Raw genomic sequence first — 16,877 nt, forward strand, 5'->3', positions numbered from 1 at the left:
TTTTATAATGCACGCACTAAGCCTTGGGTATTTTTACGCAACGTTTTCGCCACTAAACCATAGCCTAGCAAAGCAACAAAAATCGCACCAACCACAGGTCCATATACCCACATAGCTGGGTGAAGATTACCAAGCTGTTCAAACATACGATATTGCACTATAAGAAGCGCTACATCACTGAAAAGTGCTGCTGCAATACCTGCAAATAAGCCAAGCAATACAAATTCATAAAGCACTGCATTTTTAATTAGCGTTGCTTTTGCACCCAGCGTACGAAGTATCACCACTTCTTGCATACGATCATGAAGGCTCGCTTGCACTTGCGACACCAACACCAATGCACCACATATCACGACAATAACCAGCACAAAGCTAATTGCTGTTGCAACCTGATCAATGGTAGATCGCACTTGTTTAATCATTGAGTCCACATCTATGATACTAACGCTTGGATGATTGCGAACTAGTTGTTGCAGTGCACGTTTAGATTCGGTCGGTGTGCTCACCGCGGAAATATAAGTAGCTGGAAACTGAGACAGCACTTTAGGGCTTAAAATAATAAAGAAATTTGGCTGCATGGTAGACCAGTTAACTTCTCGTAAGCTGGTGATTTTGGCACTAAAACGTTGTGAACCAATTAAAAATTCGAGCTCATCGCCAATATCAACACCCAAACGCTCAGCCATTGACTCTTCCATAGAGAGCTCATTTTCTTCTGGGTTCAGCCACTCGCCTTTAACAATGGTATTGTGATTTGGCAAAGTATCACGCCATGTTAAATTTAGTTCACGCCCTACACCTGAGCGCGCTTCTTCATCACGTTTTTCATTTTCTTCAGCAGAAACTGAACGCGCAACTAACTCGCCATTAATGCTGTTTACGCGCCCACGCACTACTGCGTAGAAGTCAGTTTGCTGAATATTATTCTCAGCGAGGAAATTAGCAATATCAGTACGTTCGTATTCACTGATATTAACTAAAAAACCATTCGGCGCGTTTTCAGGTAGCTGCGATTGCCAGTCTGCGATTAAATCGTTTTTCATAACAACTAAAAACAGAATTAGTTTGATTGCCAAAGCAAAACTAATCACTTGGACCGCATTTGCATTTGCACGTTTTTGCAATGAAGCAATTGCTAACGACCAGCTATTGCCCGGTTTTAAGCCTAGTTTGCGAGATGAGGTAAAGAGTAAACGGCTTAGACCAAATAACATGGCAGCAAGTAAGGCACAGGAGACAAACATAATGCCTGCGATCATAATGCTGCGACTAAATAGACACATTAATGCAAACACCGTAAGTGTTGCTAACAACAAGTGCAGTTTCGAAACTTTAAGTGAATCGCCTAGATTACGGCGTAATACCCGCATTGGTGGAATATCAAATAAATCCATTAATGGTTTAAGTGAGAACATCACCGCACAAATAACACCGGTGAATGTGGCAAGTGCCATTGGCCAAAATGATGCTGCTGGTAATGCTTTACCCATCTTTTCACTAAGTAAATCAATTGCAACCACTTGCAACACAAAGCCAAATAATAAACCAATTGCAACAGAAAAGAGCGTTACTAAAAGCAAATGAATGATGTAAATATTACGGATTGTGACACGTGAACCACCCAGTGTTTTCATCATAGCCACGGGATCATACTGACGTTCGCAGTAACGTCTTGCTGATACCGCAATAGCCACTGCAGCCAACATAATTCCTAACAAACCTGCTAGCAGTAAGAAGCGCTCTGCACGGTTTACCGAGTCTGACACTGGGCCTTGTCGGTCTTTAACCCCATACCATCGCTGATTTTCAAGAAGTTGTGGTTTCAACCAGGCATAGTAGTCGTCTAACTGCTGCTCGGTTCCGGCATATAAATAGCGATATGAAACGCGACTACCTGGTTGAATAACTTGAGTTTTTTCAACATCAGCAATGTTCATTAACACGCGGCGTGAACTCGAAAAAATGGCAAAAGGTGCATCTGGCTCTTCAGCTAGTATTTTTTCAGCAACAAAAATAGCCTCACCGATCTCAACTTCATCCCCTACTTCAATATTTAGGCTGTAAAATACTGTGTCAGATAGCCAGATATTACCTGGCTCGGGGTGAGCATCTGTTACATATTCTTCACCATCAAAACTATCTTTTAGTTTTAGTTGGCCTTTTAACGGATACCCTTCATCCGTTGCTTTGATATAGGCTATTTGCATTTCATCTTTGGCAAACAACATGCTATCAAAGCCATACCAAGTAGCAGTGCGTAAACCATCATCGATTGCTTTGGTAAGAAACTCTTCTGGTAGCTTATGATTGCTCTGTAGACCGCGATCGGCCGCAATAAACTCACTACTCTTTTGATTTATTGAAAGGCCAATTCGGTCAGTAATGGATGACAATGTCATCACTGTCATAACAGCAAGTGCAATCGCCAATAAAATAATATTAAGTTCGCCACGCTTTAACTCCTGACGAAAGAGTTTAAACGCTAATTTAGCCCACATCAGCCTGCACTCCGATACGATCATCGATAAGTTGCCCAGCATCAATATGAATGGTGCGTTGACATTTTTCAGCTAAATGTTCGTCATGAGTTACAAGCACTAAGGTTGTACCTGCTACTTTGTTTAAATCAAATAACAACTCTTCAATGATGCGACCATTTTTGCTGTCGAGGTTAGCTGATGGCTCATCTGCAAAAAGTACCTTTGGTTCACCAATATAAGCACGTGCAATAGCAACGCGTTGCTGCTCACCACCGGAGAGCTGCGATGGGAAATGATGAAGGCGATGAGAAAGGCCTACTTTATCAAGTAACTCTTTTGCTTTTTCTTCTGCATTACTTTCACCTGCTAATTCCGCAGGCAGCATGACATTTTCAAGGGCCGTTAAGCTTTGCACCAACATAAATGATTGAAAAATAAAACCGACACTTTTTGCCCTTACAGCAGCGCGTTGTTCTTCATCTAAATTATGAAGCGGTTCGCCATCGAGAAAAATCTCCCCTTGCGTGACACTGTCAAGCCCAGCAAGAAGTGCAAGCAAAGTAGATTTACCTGAACCTGACGCACCAACAATCGCAATTGACTCACCTGGCTTGACATTAAAACTGATGCCAGAGAGGATAGTTAGGTCGCCATCAAGTGTTGCGACAGTTTTTCCAAGGTCTTTAACCTGAATCACATTCATTTGCGAAAGTTTATTCATAGGACTCTCAATGTTATTACGTAGTTTATTTGTTATCTTTTTCGTTATTAGTTACTCGGTTACTGCCAACACCGATCACAGTGATGCGAAAACCCATAGTAAGCAAACAACTAAAATTCTCATCTTAGGTGACAGCTTAAGCGCAGGCTATGGACTAAAACAAGACCAAGCATGGGCTCAGTTGTTACAAAATGCGTACGAACAAGAAAAATCACCTATCTTGTTGATAAATGCAAGTATAAGCGGTGAAACAAGTGGTGGCGCATTGCAACGTTTACCCGCTTTATTGGCCGAACACTCACCTGATTGGGTGTTAGTTGAGATTGGCGGCAATGATGGTTTACGTGGTTATCCAGTTAAATTACTGAAACAAAATTTAAGCCAAATCGTCGATAAAAGTATTGCTGCTGACGCCAAGGTTTTATTGATGGAAATAGAAATTACACCAAACCTGGGTAAACGGTATGCCACTCTGTTTAAGGGGGCTTATCAGCAAGTTGCAAATGAGAAAAACGTACCACTTATTCCATTTTTTATTACATCTGTTGTGACCGATGCTAATTTAATGTTGCCAGACGGCATCCACCCAAATGCAGAGGCTCAGCCACTACTGAGTGAAAAAATGAAGCAGCATTTTGCGGATATCATTTTACAAAGTGACTAAAACTGAGATTAACGACAACTTTCTCCTTGAAATCGTTTATTAATCACGCAGTTAAAGCACACAGTAGTTGATTTTAACAAATAGCGAGAATACACTAGCAACAAATGTCGGCATATAGCGCAGCTTGGTAGCGCACTGTCATGGGGTGTCAGGGGTCGCAGGTTCAAATCCTGCTATGCCGACCATTTTTCCTAAACCCTTTCAATAAGTTACAATCAATTAAAAATTAATCGCCTCTAAAGCGTACCATTAATGTACCAGCAACGTCCCATTATACAGTAGTTGATAGTTACTTTCTGTTTCTCTTTTTCACGCAAAATATTCAACAGGTTATACATCTCTCTTAGATATGTGAAATCAATAAAATTGCGTAATCATTTATAAACCTAAATCTTGATTATCTATTTTGAATCTGAAATAAAAAAACGCAGCGTATTCGCTGCGTTTTATTATTGGTTAAGCTTAGCTCTTGGCTTTGGGTTTAGCTTTCGCTTTAGGCTTTGCCTTGGCTTTAGATTCTTCAACCCATTTGCCATTTACGAAATGAGCAGTCCACCCTGTTGCCTTGCCTTCAACCTCGGACATGACATACTGCTCTTTCGCTTTCCTGCTATATCGAACCACAGCTTCATTACCTTCAGGATCTTTTTCAGGGGCATCTGCTAAGTAATAAAATTTTGGTGAAATACGCTCACGGAAGCGCTTCAGCTCTGAAACTTTGGGTGCACGCGTTTCACGTGATTTCGGGAAAGTAGATGCAGCCATAAAGATCCCCGAAGCACCATCACGTAATACAAAGTACGCTTCTGATTTTTCACAAAGAAGTTCAGGTAAATGAACAGGATCTTCTTTCGGTGGTGCAGCTTCACCATTTTTAAGTAACTTACGTGTGTTTTTACACTCTTCGTTTGTACATCCGAAGTATTTACCAAATCGACCTGATTTTAATTGCATATCTGACTGACACTTGTCACATTCAATAACAGGACCGTCATAACCTTTTATTTTAAAGCTACCTTGTTCAATTAGATAGCCATCACAGTCTGGATTGTTTCCGCAAACATGTAACTTACGTGATTCATCAATTAAGTATGAATCCATTGCTGTTTCACACTTAGGACAACGTTTCATTTGGCGAAGTACTTCTGTTTCTTCGTCCTCAACATCTGCAGCAACTGCTTCTTCACCAGGCACTAGGTTCATGGTTTGTGTACAGCGCTCTTTAGGAGGCAATGCATAACCTGTACAGCCCAAGAATACGCCGGTACTCGCAGTACGTATACCCATGTTACGACTACAAGTTGGACATGATAAGTCAATTTCAACTACTTGGTTGGTACGCATACCACCTTCGGCTTCTTCTGAGCCAGCCTTTTCTAGGTTGGCTGAGAACTCTTGGTAGAACTTATCAAGGACTTGAGTCCATTCACGTTCACCTGCCGCAATGTCATCCAAACGTTCTTCCATTTTTGCAGTAAAGTCAAAGTTCATTAAATCACTAAAACTTTCAACTAAACGTTCGTTAACAATTTCTCCCATTTTTTCGGCAAAGAAACGGCGATTTTCAACGCGGACATAACCTCGATCTTGGATTGTTGATATGATCGATGCATAAGTAGATGGGCGGCCAATACCGCGCTTTTCGAGTTCTCTAACTAGACTTGCTTCACTAAAACGAGCAGGTGGCTTGGTAAAGTGTTGTTTTGGATCCAGTTCAACTAAATTGAGCACATCTCCTTTTGAGACTGGAGGCAGTGCTTGCTCTTCTTGGTTTTTCTTTTTAACTGATGGCTGCACACGTGTCCAACCATCAAATTTAAGCACACGCCCTTTTGCTTTAAGGGTATAGTCCCCTGCTGCAAGTGTAATGGTTGTTAGGTCATACTCTGCAGGAGTCATTTGACATGCAACGAACTGACGCCAGATTAACTCATATAATTTTTTTGCATCAGCTTCTACGCCATCTAAGTGGCCTGATAAGATTTCAACGTTTGAAGGACGAATCGCTTCGTGCGCCTCTTGCGCCCCATCTTTTGATGAATAACGAATTGGCGAAGCAGGTAAATACTTTTCACCAAATTCATTTTCAATATAGCCTCTACACGCTTCTACAGCATCATTTGATAAGTTTGTTGAGTCAGTACGCATGTATGTAATAAAACCGGCCTCATAGAGACGCTGAGCCAGCATCATGGTCTTTTTAACACCATAACCTAAACGTGTACTCGCTGCTTGCTGCATCGTAGACGTAATAAAAGGAGCTGATGGCTTACTTTTGCTCGGTTTTTGTTCTGTATCAGCAACTGTGTAAGACGCACTTTTTAGTGCTGAGATTGCTGTATCAGTTTCCGCTTTGTTTTTAGGCTCAAATGCTTTACCTAAATATTTGGCAACTGCAAAACGGATTTGTTCTTCCTGTGACTTAAGTTCAGCATGTATATCCCAAAATTCTTCAGGAACAAATGCTTTGATTTCACGCTCCCTTTCGACGAGCAGACGAACAGCTACTGATTGAACACGTCCCGCAGATAAACCTCGAGCTACTTTCGCCCATAACAATGGTGAAACCATAAAACCTACAACACGGTCTAGAAAACGACGTGCCTGTTGGGCATTAACCATATCAAGGTTAAGCTCACCCGGTTCAGAAAATGCATTTTGAATTGCATTTTTAGTGATTTCATTAAATACAACACGCTTGTATTTTGACTCTTCACCACCGATTACTTGCTCAAGGTGCCAAGCAATTGCTTCCCCCTCTCTATCCAAATCGGTTGCGAGATAAACATAATCTGCATCTTTTGCGAGTTTTTGCAGCTCTGCGACAACTTTTTCCTTGCCCGGCAACACTTCATAATGAGGATGCCAGCCCTTATTAGGGTCAATCCCCATACGCGAAACTAAATTAGCGTAATCTTTCTCTTTACGATATTTAGCCTTCTCCTCCGGAGACATCTTGCGTACTTCAGCTGGCGATTTAGTGGCGGCCTTATTAGCATTACCAGATGTTGGCAAATCACGAATGTGACCAACACTGGATTTCACAACAAAATCCTTGCCTAAATATTTATTGATTGTTTTCGCCTTGGCTGGTGACTCTACAATAACTAACGACTTACCCATATTTGCCTATTTTACTTACGCAGTGCGATTTAATCTGTTAACCCATTTTGGGCGCTATTATTAAAGGTATATCGACAAAGTGCCAGTGTGACAAGCATATTTTAAAAAAAACTCACTATTTTTACATGCGTTAGCTTTAAAAATGTTCGCTCTGGTTAAAAAATGAATAATTAAAAAAGAAATATCTTTCAGCGTGAAGTTAACATTTAAAAAAGACGTTACTTCACAGCGTTTGCTTTTTTCTATCTATTTATGTGATTTAAAAAGTCATAATACGAAATAAAATCAGCTTTTAATTTCAATAAAAAAAGCCTGTTTGATATCAACAGGCTTTTAATTTGTGAATTAGTACTATTTGATAGAATTAGCCATCATCATAAACATCCATTGTTACTTGACTAATATTACCTTTTGGAGTTGTAAACTTAACCGATAACACACCAAAGGTCTTTTTATTTGGCGTTCCTTCACGACCAACACCAACACCAACAAAAGTTGGTCGTGTTGTATTTGTGCTTGGCATTAAGAAAGAATCAGAACCGCCAAAGTCGCCATTAGTAGAACTAGGTTCAACATTTGTCTGTGAAGGCATTGGGTTGCCATAAATATCAGTAAAGTAAAATACTGGCGAAATAGCTGAAATACCAAGGTCAATTGCTGTGTCAGTAGCGTTACAAGTTTCTTCTGCAGCATTATAATCTGCATTTCGACCATCACAATTATGTGGTGTATCTGGATCATTATCATCATCTACATGTACAAGGTAAACCGACAGATCAACTGATGCAACATCACAATACACACCTGCGTAGCCAGTATAATTAGGTAATTCACTGTCTGATGGCTCTAACCTTAAGATTGGTTGGGTTGGCTGAGCACTTTGGAATACCCATCTTGGATTAGTGCCAGAAGGGGCTGTAAGGTATACGTCACTACATTGTGCAGTAATGCCTTCTAACCCGAGATTTGTACCATCTTCTGCTGTTAAATTACGTTGCCAATTTAAAAAGTCATCGCGGATAGCATAGCGACCATATGCTGTGCTGCCTGACATAACAACTTCAATATTGCGACGTAAGTGAACAAGACTTCTGTTACAAGCACCAGCAGCCTCAGCTTCTTCAGTACAAACTAAACCGTTAAAAATACCATCTGCCGAATTCCAAACACCATCATCATTGCTATCATCGAAGTTTGCTAAGAACTCTTCCAATTCACCACCATTTGTGGTCGTGGGTGTACAGTTTTGGCCAGTGCTACAGTCAACGTTACCATCAAAAACGCCATTCTCGTTGTTATCTAAGAACGCTTCTGGTAAATCATAAAGACTATAATATTCACCTGCATCGAATACACCGTTACCGTTACGGTCGATGTAACTTTCTTCACCTACAGCAGTGGCAAGAAGTGTAACCCTAGCAGCTAAAGGTACACCACGTTCACTTGCTGGAGTATTGGTTGTGTTGCTATTTGCACGTTTTAACCCGTTAGCACATGGCGCTGGAGAACCAAAATAATTATCACAGTTGATTTGACCTGTATTTGGGTTATTTGCATTTATCGCGTTGCCCCAAATAGGATCTGTGTATGGTTGAGGGTTTTGACTGCGCCATTGTACTGTACATGTACCATCAGTAGTTTCACATTGCTGTAATGGCGTAAACTGTGTGCCATCGATTGTACCAACTGCACCGCCTTCAGCACGAATATGCACTGATGTACCATCCGGAACAAAGTTATTAAAGTGGTCTGCAAGATATACCGAAATATCAACTGTTTCATTTACGTAATTTAGTGCTTCAACATTATAAATAGTTGAAGATAAAGTGAAGCTGTCATTATCCGGCAAACCTGACGAAATAGTTAACAAGTCAGAAACACTTGCTATTTGTGCATCAAGATTCACTAAAGACAATGTGCCATCTGGACAAACAGAATCTGATTTATCTGCTTGGCAACGATCATAGATTTCTTTCCAGCATGTTACATCATCAACAGGGAAATTAGCAGGGATTTGGTCACTTGGAACATAACAGGCCTGAACACGAAGTGGCATAGGTACTGTGCCAGCAGTTACCGTCACTTCTGCAATGCCTTCACTGTTTGTATCAACAGATTTACGGTTTAAAGCAACACCACCGTTGTATGAATTAAGTTTAAAATCGAGTCTGCTATTAGCAACCGGCTGACCTAGCTCATCTTTAAGTTTAAATGAAATGTTTGAAGATTCTGAACGAGATTTACCACCCGTACCTTTTAACGCAATCACAGTTTGTGTTGAGTCAACAAACTCAATTGATGCTACTGCTGAGCTCGATAAAGGAATCAAAGAGCTAACGGTCTTACCATTTACAACCGCAGTTACAGTATCTTCTGGGTTACCATTACAACCTAAAGAGCGATAAGTCGCTTCAGCCTTGCCGCCAATACTTGTCACAGAAGCGTCAAGTTCTGAACCACCTGCCTGAGTACAATTTGATGAAAACTCAACATCAAGAGGGAGCGTTAATGGTGAGCCATCCGTGTCAATTAAATTAACAGTAATTACAGTTGTAGCGCCTGATGCCAATGGTTGATATTCAGTCTGACTACCCGGTTTTAAATCAAGGCCATTTTCCATATTTAAGGTAAATTCAGCTACACCTACGTTAAACGCTTTTGACGCAGATACACCTTTGGCTGTCGCAGTGAGAGTACCTGCTTCGTTTGTAGTACCAGGTTGTAAGGTTAGTAATGCTACACCAAAACTGTCAGCAACTGCTTTACCCGACTCTGGCGATAATTTACCAACAGTAGTAACAACATCAACTAGCATGCCATTAAAACCGTCACCTGTGCTTGCGTTAGCTGCTGACACAAATACAGTACCCAGTTGGTCAGATGAAATATCACGGTTGATAACTGTACAGCCAGAGCTAGGGTCTGTTGGGTCTAACTTCACAAGATCTCGATCTTTTGTCCAGTCTTCATTACAGCCTGTAAGTAATTTAATATCAACAGTTGCTTCTGCTTGCTCTACTGAAGAATCATCTCCAGATGAGTAATAAAAAGCAGATTGACTTAACTCTTCGCCATCAAGAGTAGCAGTAATTTTACCTGCGCCCTTAAAGTCACCAGAACTAAGTTGAACTCGGGCCTGGCCTTGCGCGTTCAAAGCAGCCGTACCAGTTTCAGAAAGTATACGACCAGTATATTGCGTTGAGAAAACAACAATACCATTTGTAATTGGCGTGCCTTCTTGCGTTACAGTAGCTGTTACTGTGCCTAAATTATCTTTCGTAATTGGGTTCTCATCAGTAAAAGTATTATTGTTTTTGTCCAGAACAGTAACAGTAATGACTTTATTACCAACAGAACCAGTGTCGCCATCATCACCTAAACTAGTAAACGTAAGTGGCACTTCTAGGTCATCGTCTCTGTCACTTGGGTTAAAGACAGCAGTCACTTGGCCAGAACCTGCAATTGAACCAGCTCTTAAAGTAATTTCAGCGATACCACTGGCATCAGTTTGTGCCGTACCGATTTCTGGGTCTAGAGTTCCAACGGTTCCGCTATCAAATTCGGTTAGAGTAAATGTAATAAGTTGGTTTGCATACGCTTTTCCATTCTGCTTAAGCTCTGCGCGTAATAAACCTGGTTGTGCAGCCGAAACTTGTGAGATACCGTTGCCGCCATCAGATGAATGGAGTGTGACTTTAAGCTCATAGCTGTTAGAGGAACCACCATCAGGTGTCTCTAGGCTACCACCACCGCCACATGCTGTAAGTATAAAACTACACAGCAAAGCGAAGAGTAATCGGATCGAAGGCATGACTTCTCCCTTGCGTAAATAATTATAATTAGAGTTATGTAATCTATATTAAACTAATATTCCAACAAAAATCATAGCATTTTTAAAAAAACTTACCGTATTTCCTTTAATTTTTTACGTTCACTGGTAGGCTATGCACAAAATCACAATAAATATACATACTAAATTATGACAACCAGCACATTACAGCCAAAAGGAATGGGACTTACTGGCAAAATTCTCATCGGTATGGTGATGGGGATTATCACCGGATTTATTTTCAAAGCTCTTATGGCAGAATCGGGTGATTTCACATTATCATTGGGTGAATTTACCTTTTCATTTAAAGGTTTCTTTGTTGACGGTATTTTTCATATCGGTGGACAAATTTTTGTCAACAGTTTAAAAATGCTTGTAGTGCCTTTGGTATTTATTTCTTTAGTTTGCGGTACATGCAGTTTAAGTGATCCAAAAAAGCTTGGTCGATTGGGCGGTAAATCAATTGGGCTTTATTTACTTACGACTGCTATCGCAATCACAATTGCTATGACGCTGGCATTAGTCATCAACCCAGGTGAAGGCATTAATATGCCAACCACATCGACTTTTGACCCTAAGCAAGCCCCTACATTAGTTGATGTAATCATCAATATGTTCCCAACAAATCCCATTAACGCAATGTCTAGCGGAAACATGCTGCAAGTTATTGTTTTTGCATTACTATTCGGCATTGCAATGGCATTGAGTGGTGACGCAGGTAAACGCTTAACAGCAGTCTTTGAAGACTTAAATACGATTATCTTAAAGCTAGTAACCATTTTAATGAACATTGCCCCTTACGGTGTGTTCTTCCTAATGGCAAAGTTATTCAGCTACATTGATGGTGATTTAATTGTTAAGTTGATTTTTTACTTTGGAACCGTTTTATTTGCCCTATTTGTTCATGCATTAATTGTCTACCCTACACTGCTTAAAACTTTTACAGGTTTAAGCCCTGCTGTTTTCTTAAACAAGATAAAAGAACTGTCCATATTTGCTTTTAGTACCTCTAGCTCAAGTGCAACCATGCCAGTTACCCTTGAAACCACTACTAAAAAGCTTGGGGCTGATAACAAGGTGGCATCATTCACAGTGCCTCTCGGCGCAACCATCAATATGGATGGTACAGCCATTATGCAAGGCGTTGCGACCGTATTTATCGCACAGGTTTTCGCTGTGGATTTAAGCTTCACTGATTACTTAATGGTGATTTTAACCGCTACGCTTGCTTCAGTAGGTACCGCAGGTGTTCCTGGCGTTGGGTTAATTATGTTAGCCATGGTTTTAAATCAGGTAGGATTACCAGTAGAAGGTATTGCAATTATCATCGGTGTTGACCGCTTGCTCGATATGACCAGAACCGCTGTCAACGTTACAGGTGATTGTATGGTGACATGTATCGTAGCGAAATCAGAAGGTGAGCTTGATGAAACAACCTTTAATGATGTAAATGCTGGGCAAGAATTTGAAAAGTTAAAATAATTCAATTTTGTCTTTACATTAAAAAAGCCGCTGACGCGGCTTTTTTAATTTAATGGTACAATTCTTTTGTTTTTGACAATATTTTTTCAGCTACATTATCTAGTAAACTGCTCGCACCTAAGCCAATTCTATCGGAAAGTCCTTTTTTACTCTTATAGGCAACATGATATAACTCAAACTGATTATTTAAACTAAGCAATAAGTCATCACTCGTTTGTATTTCATCTACTAATCCCATTTTTAATGCATCTGTACCAAACCAGGTTTCCCCTGTAGCAACTTTTTCAACATCAAGTGTTGGTCTTGCAACTTGAACATGATCTCGAAATAGCGCATGGATTTGCTCTAGCTCTTGCTTAAACTTTTCGCGTCCACTTTCAGTGTTTTCACCAAACATTGTTAATGTGCGTTTAAACTCACCCGCTGTGATTTGTTCAAACTCTACACTATTTTTTTTCAGTAATTTATTGAAGTTTGGTAATTGTGCGATTACGCCAATACTGCCAATCATAGCAAAGGGTGCACAAACAAATTTATCAGATACACACGCCATCATATAACCACCACTGGCAGCGATTTTATCGACACTTACAATAAGTTCTAAACCGGCCTGTTTAAGCCTCGCTAATTGTGATGCAGCAAGACCATAACCATGCACAACCCCACCACCGCTTTCCAACTTAACAACCACTTTGTCGTTAGACTGTGCAATTTGAATAATTGCGGTCACTTCTTTTCTCAACGACTCGACTTCCTTTGCATCGATGCCGCCTTTAAAAGTCAGCACAAATACCTTATTTTTAGGCTCAGTCTTTTTATCCTTTAATTTTTTCTTTTCAGACTTTTCAAATGCTTTAAAAGCCTCTTTATCAAGGGCTACATTTAATAACTCTTTTTTTTGGTTATTTAATTGCTCACTTAGATTTTCCATTGTTAGTTCGCCTTTGCCGCTTTTTGGCTTTGCAGATGCCCCAACAATGAGGGCTGCGATAATGGCAAAGGCGATCACAAAGGTCACTGTTTTCGCAAAAAACAATCCATACTCGTATAAAAATTCCAACTTAAACTCCATCAAAACTGTTTTGCGTACTCTAATGAAATTACAAACAAAAAAAAAGCCGCACAAGATGTGCGGCTTTTTTATTTATTTTGATTACTCAGTAACAACAGATTCATTAGCAACTTGAAGCATTAAACCTCTGCTTGCTAAGAAAGATGCTACTTGGCCTTGCATTTCAGCGTTAGCAGCTGCTGCATCAGCTGGTGTAACACCGTATGCTGGAGCTGGTGTTAATACTGAGCCATGGTGACCCTTAGTAAATTTAACTAAATAACTCATTGGCTCTGCAGATACCTGTGAGGTAGCAACTGGCATAAGGCCCATTAGCTGGCCAGAAGGCACGGTACCTGATACTGGGCTAACCGTTGAATAAGGTGGAATTACAGTATCAGCTGGGTTCCCCTCGCCATCACCAACAACAACGTTTTGGTATATAGCAGCGCCTTGAGACGCTACTTTACTTGCTAATGAGTTTGAATCAGCAGCATCAACCGCTGTTTGAATTGCAAAAGCAAACTGACTAATTGTACCTGAAATGTTAGCTAGTTTTTCAGTTTCACCTGCCAAAGTTAACTTAGTTGTGTAAGCAACAAATGCACAACCAGCGTAATCACTTTGAGAGCCCGCGAACTGAGCACACGCTTGAATAGCTTCTTCAGATTGCATAAACGCGATAAATTCAGCTGACTCAGCAGTACCGGCAGCAGCGAGCACTGAACCTTTGATCACATTACCAAATGAACCTGACTCAAGTAAGAAACCAGCTAAACCACCACTACCACTTGCAAGTGCAACCGTATTTACTTTGAATAACGGATCAATCATTGCCGCAGCTTGTTCACCAACTAATGGTGCAACAGATTCATTGGCAGCTGCTAAAAAGCCAGGTGCAACAACCGCACCAAGCGAGTGACCTACAAAACTTACATCTGTTGGGTTAATACCTTGTAAGTTTGTCGCAGCAAGTGATAAGCGAAGACCAAGTAAATCAGCCATTGATTGACGTAAGTTATCACGAGCAACTAAGTTTGATGACAGATTCATATAGTGAAGCACATTGCCGTCATCGCCTGATGCGATAAAGTCAAACTCACCGTCACCATCAACATCAATACCACGTTCACCGTGAATCGGATGGTCAATAGCAACTGTCACAAAACCTTGAAGCGTTAATGCTGCGGTTATTGCCAGCATGCTTTCTTTTGTACTAGTAATACCATGTTGAAGCATAACTACAGGCCAACCCGTTGCTGGCATTTCTAATGCTGGTAAACCTAATTGCGAACGCACTACGTTTAACACAGTTAGGTCGTCAGCAGGTGTAGTTACCTGAACTGGAACGTTGGCATAACTATGTGGCATTGGCAGTGGATTAAATTTAGTTAAATGGCGTTGCTCATCTAAACCAAGGTCACGTAAAAGACCGTTTGTCGCATTAAAGCAAATCGCATCTTTTTCATTAATCGGTTCTGCAGGAACTGTTCCACCTTGTGCTTTAAAACCAGCAAGCGTTGCTGCACTGTCACACAAACCTTTCCAGTAAGTGTTATTTAGCGCTGAATCTTCAGTGCCTTGAGGTGTTTTTAAGTAATGCGGTAAAACAACTGAGCCGCGCTCATATTTTATTTGATCAAATACCGGTGATGGTGGCTGAGCCCCTTGCGAACGGAAAAGCACATCACCAACAGTCATCCCCGTTGATGGGCCCATCATTAATTGAGGCATATTTTGTTGTGTCGCAGCACTCATTGCATACACATTTTTTACCATGCTCATTACAGAGCCAGCAGACTGAATGGTCATCGCACCTGAGTAAATAATGTCTTCTTTGGTAAGTGAGCCAGACTGAATAACCGTATTCTCATAGCTGTTAATTACTGCTTGAAGCGCTTTTTGATCTTCAGTAACAAGCGGTAGCGAGTTAATATCGAGCTTAACAAGACCATATGTTTCAGAAGGTGCAAATGACTCGCCGCGGGTATCTCGCAATGAGTTTGTCACTACATTGATGTATGAAGAGCCTTGATTAAAAGGTTTTAAAGGCACAATTGCAATATTATTGCCATTCGCCTGTGCAAAATAATCTACACCGAATGTAAGTTCTTTTACGAATTTACATGCAATGCCAGCTGGTACCTGAGAGCATTCAGCATCTGTGATGCTCGCACCCATTACAACTTCAAATAATCGAACTGAATCACCGTTAACCGTGCTTGCATCAAGGGTTAAGCTTGCTGGCACATCCAGTGCAATTTGATAAGGTGATTGTGTTGACCAACCATCAAGCGCACCAAGTGACGTTTGTGGGTCTGAATAATCGATTTCGTCGGCGTCTTCACCTGGCATATTTAATGTACCATCGGTCGTGCCTAAGAAAAGTAAATCATTAGGTACCGAGACAACTCCGTTTGAGGGATCAAATGCGACAGAACCAGCGACTGTAGGTACAACTGTTTCTGACTCATTTTTAACATCTTCTAAGCTTTCACCACAGCCGTATAGCGCTGTTGTGATTGCCATTGTGAGTAGCACTTTTTTCATTTTATTGCTCCAAACCCGATCTTTTTTATTGTGTGTTTTTGGCCATTTAAAACCAAAATTTAATTTGTCGGTGGTTATTATTAAGACATTAGACCAGTTAAAGTTAACTTAAACAAAGCAATTTCTCCACCTAAATTTAAATAAATCGCAAAACTATTTTACTTGACTATGTTATGATACCGAAAAATTTCAAGTACCATAACTAATATGCATGATTATCAAGCAAGTAATGACGCTTTAAAGGAAAAAGTCATTCTCGTAACGGGTGCCGGAGATGGCATCGGTAAAGTTGCGGCAATCGAATATGCCAAGCATGGCGCTACTGTAATTCTTTTGGGTAAAACAGTTGCTAAATTAGAAGCTGTTTACGATGAAATTGTTGCCCTTGGTGCTCCGCAACCTGCAATCGTTCCATTAGATATGAAAGGCGCAACTAAACAACACTATCGCGATTTAGCTGCAACCATTGAGAATGAATTTGGTCGCTTAGATGGATTGTTAAACAATGCGTCGATTATTGGCTCACTTGGCCCGCTAGAGCACTTTTGCGTATCTACATTTGAAAACATCATGAAAGTGAATGTGACTGCCCAAGCAGTTTTAACCAAATCACTTTTTCCATTACTACGTAAAGCCCCGCATGCTTCTATTGTGTTTACCTCAAGCGGTGTTGGTAGAGAAGGTCGTGAATTTTGGGGCGCGTATGCAATCTCAAAATTTGCCACAGAAGGCATGATGCAAACTTGGTCAAAAGAAGTTGGCAAAACCAATATTCGTATTAACTGTATTAATCCTGGTGCTACGCGCACAGCTATGCGTGCTATTGCTTTCCCAGGCGAAGACAAAGATAAATTAAAAACGCCAGCAGATTTAATGCCTACTTATCTTTATATGATGTCTGACGATTCAATTGGGGTGAACGGTCAGTCAATTGATGCTCAGCCAAAAAATTAATTTTTTGATTTGACAAAAAAAGC

Annotated in this window: 9 protein-coding genes and 1 tRNA gene; 4 read left to right on the forward strand and 6 right to left on the reverse strand. The window is 40.6% G+C overall.

The window, feature by feature from the left end; translation table 11 throughout:
- Nucleotides 1–2 precede the first annotated feature (2 nt).
- Nucleotides 3–2,498, reverse strand: a complete 2,496-nt coding sequence (locus tag OM33_RS11890) for an ABC transporter permease (protein ID WP_038641984.1) — start codon at nucleotides 2,496–2,498, stop codon at nucleotides 3–5.
- The gene (locus OM33_RS11895; protein ID WP_038641986.1) at nucleotides 2,488–3,201 is read right to left on the reverse strand and encodes an ABC transporter ATP-binding protein; all 714 of its coding nucleotides are present in this window, start codon (nucleotides 3,199–3,201) and stop codon (nucleotides 2,488–2,490) included. The genes OM33_RS11890 and OM33_RS11895 overlap by 11 nt, the downstream gene beginning before the upstream one ends.
- A gap of 10 nt (nucleotides 3,202–3,211) precedes the next feature.
- Here OM33_RS11895 and OM33_RS11900 point away from each other — a divergent pair, with 10 nt between their 5' ends.
- Together OM33_RS11900 and OM33_RS11905 are read left to right on the forward strand one after the other, a co-directional pair.
- Nucleotides 3,212–3,865 (forward strand): arylesterase, encoded by a 654-nt coding sequence (locus OM33_RS11900; protein WP_038641988.1) that lies wholly within the window; start codon nucleotides 3,212–3,214, stop codon nucleotides 3,863–3,865.
- A gap of 108 nt (nucleotides 3,866–3,973) precedes the next feature.
- Nucleotides 3,974–4,050, forward strand: a tRNA-Pro gene (locus tag OM33_RS11905).
- A gap of 277 nt (nucleotides 4,051–4,327) precedes the next feature.
- Here the strand turns inward: OM33_RS11905 and topA are convergent.
- Together topA and OM33_RS11915 are read right to left on the reverse strand one after the other, a co-directional pair.
- Complete coding sequence (topA, locus tag OM33_RS11910; protein WP_038641989.1) at nucleotides 4,328–6,988, reverse strand: type I DNA topoisomerase; 2,661 nt, start codon at nucleotides 6,986–6,988, stop codon at nucleotides 4,328–4,330.
- Between the two features lie 364 nt (nucleotides 6,989–7,352).
- Entirely contained in the window at nucleotides 7,353–10,799 is a 3,447-nt protein-coding gene (locus tag OM33_RS11915) for an Ig-like domain-containing protein (protein ID WP_038641990.1), read from the reverse strand.
- Between the two features lie 168 nt (nucleotides 10,800–10,967).
- Here OM33_RS11915 and OM33_RS11920 point away from each other — a divergent pair, with 168 nt between their 5' ends.
- Nucleotides 10,968–12,299, forward strand: a complete 1,332-nt coding sequence (locus OM33_RS11920) for a dicarboxylate/amino acid:cation symporter (protein ID WP_038641991.1) — start codon at nucleotides 10,968–10,970, stop codon at nucleotides 12,297–12,299.
- A 49-nt stretch (nucleotides 12,300–12,348) separates the two neighbouring features.
- On the opposite strand, the gene sohB is transcribed toward OM33_RS11920, so the two are convergent.
- Both sohB and OM33_RS11930 read right to left on the reverse strand, forming a co-directional pair.
- Entirely contained in the window at nucleotides 12,349–13,359 is a 1,011-nt protein-coding gene (gene sohB / locus OM33_RS11925) for a protease SohB (RefSeq protein ID WP_038643335.1), read from the reverse strand.
- A gap of 93 nt (nucleotides 13,360–13,452) precedes the next feature.
- Nucleotides 13,453–15,900, reverse strand: coding sequence for a VolA/Pla-1 family phospholipase (locus tag OM33_RS11930; RefSeq protein WP_038641993.1), 2,448 nt, complete (start codon nucleotides 15,898–15,900; stop codon nucleotides 13,453–13,455).
- A gap of 207 nt (nucleotides 15,901–16,107) precedes the next feature.
- Between OM33_RS11930 and OM33_RS11935 the strand changes: the two genes are divergently transcribed.
- Nucleotides 16,108–16,854, forward strand: a complete 747-nt coding sequence (locus OM33_RS11935) for a YciK family oxidoreductase (RefSeq protein ID WP_038641995.1) — start codon at nucleotides 16,108–16,110, stop codon at nucleotides 16,852–16,854.
- The last annotated feature ends 23 nt before the right edge of the window (nucleotides 16,855–16,877 follow it).

The organism is Pseudoalteromonas piratica, assembly GCF_000788395.1.
Taxonomy (GTDB): domain Bacteria; phylum Pseudomonadota; class Gammaproteobacteria; order Enterobacterales; family Alteromonadaceae; genus Pseudoalteromonas; species Pseudoalteromonas piratica.

Bases quoted from the DNA above. Each gene is read 5' to 3' on its own strand.
- OM33_RS11890 (WP_038641984.1), bottom strand. From the start codon at position 2,498: ATGTGGGCTAAATTAGCGTTTAAACTCTTTCGTCAGGAGTTAAAGCGT.
- OM33_RS11900 (WP_038641988.1), top strand. From the start codon at position 3,212: ATGTTATTACGTAGTTTATTTGTTATCTTTTTCGTTATTAGTTACTCG.
- OM33_RS11920 (WP_038641991.1), top strand. From the start codon at position 10,968: ATGACAACCAGCACATTACAGCCAAAAGGAATGGGACTTACTGGCAAA.
- OM33_RS11895 (WP_038641986.1), bottom strand. From the start codon at position 3,201: ATGAATAAACTTTCGCAAATGAATGTGATTCAGGTTAAAGACCTTGGA.
- topA (WP_038641989.1), bottom strand. From the start codon at position 6,988: ATGGGTAAGTCGTTAGTTATTGTAGAGTCACCAGCCAAGGCGAAAACA.
- OM33_RS11930 (WP_038641993.1), bottom strand. From the start codon at position 15,900: ATGAAAAAAGTGCTACTCACAATGGCAATCACAACAGCGCTATACGGC.
- OM33_RS11915 (WP_038641990.1), bottom strand. From the start codon at position 10,799: ATGCCTTCGATCCGATTACTCTTCGCTTTGCTGTGTAGTTTTATACTT.
- OM33_RS11935 (WP_038641995.1), top strand. From the start codon at position 16,108: ATGCATGATTATCAAGCAAGTAATGACGCTTTAAAGGAAAAAGTCATT.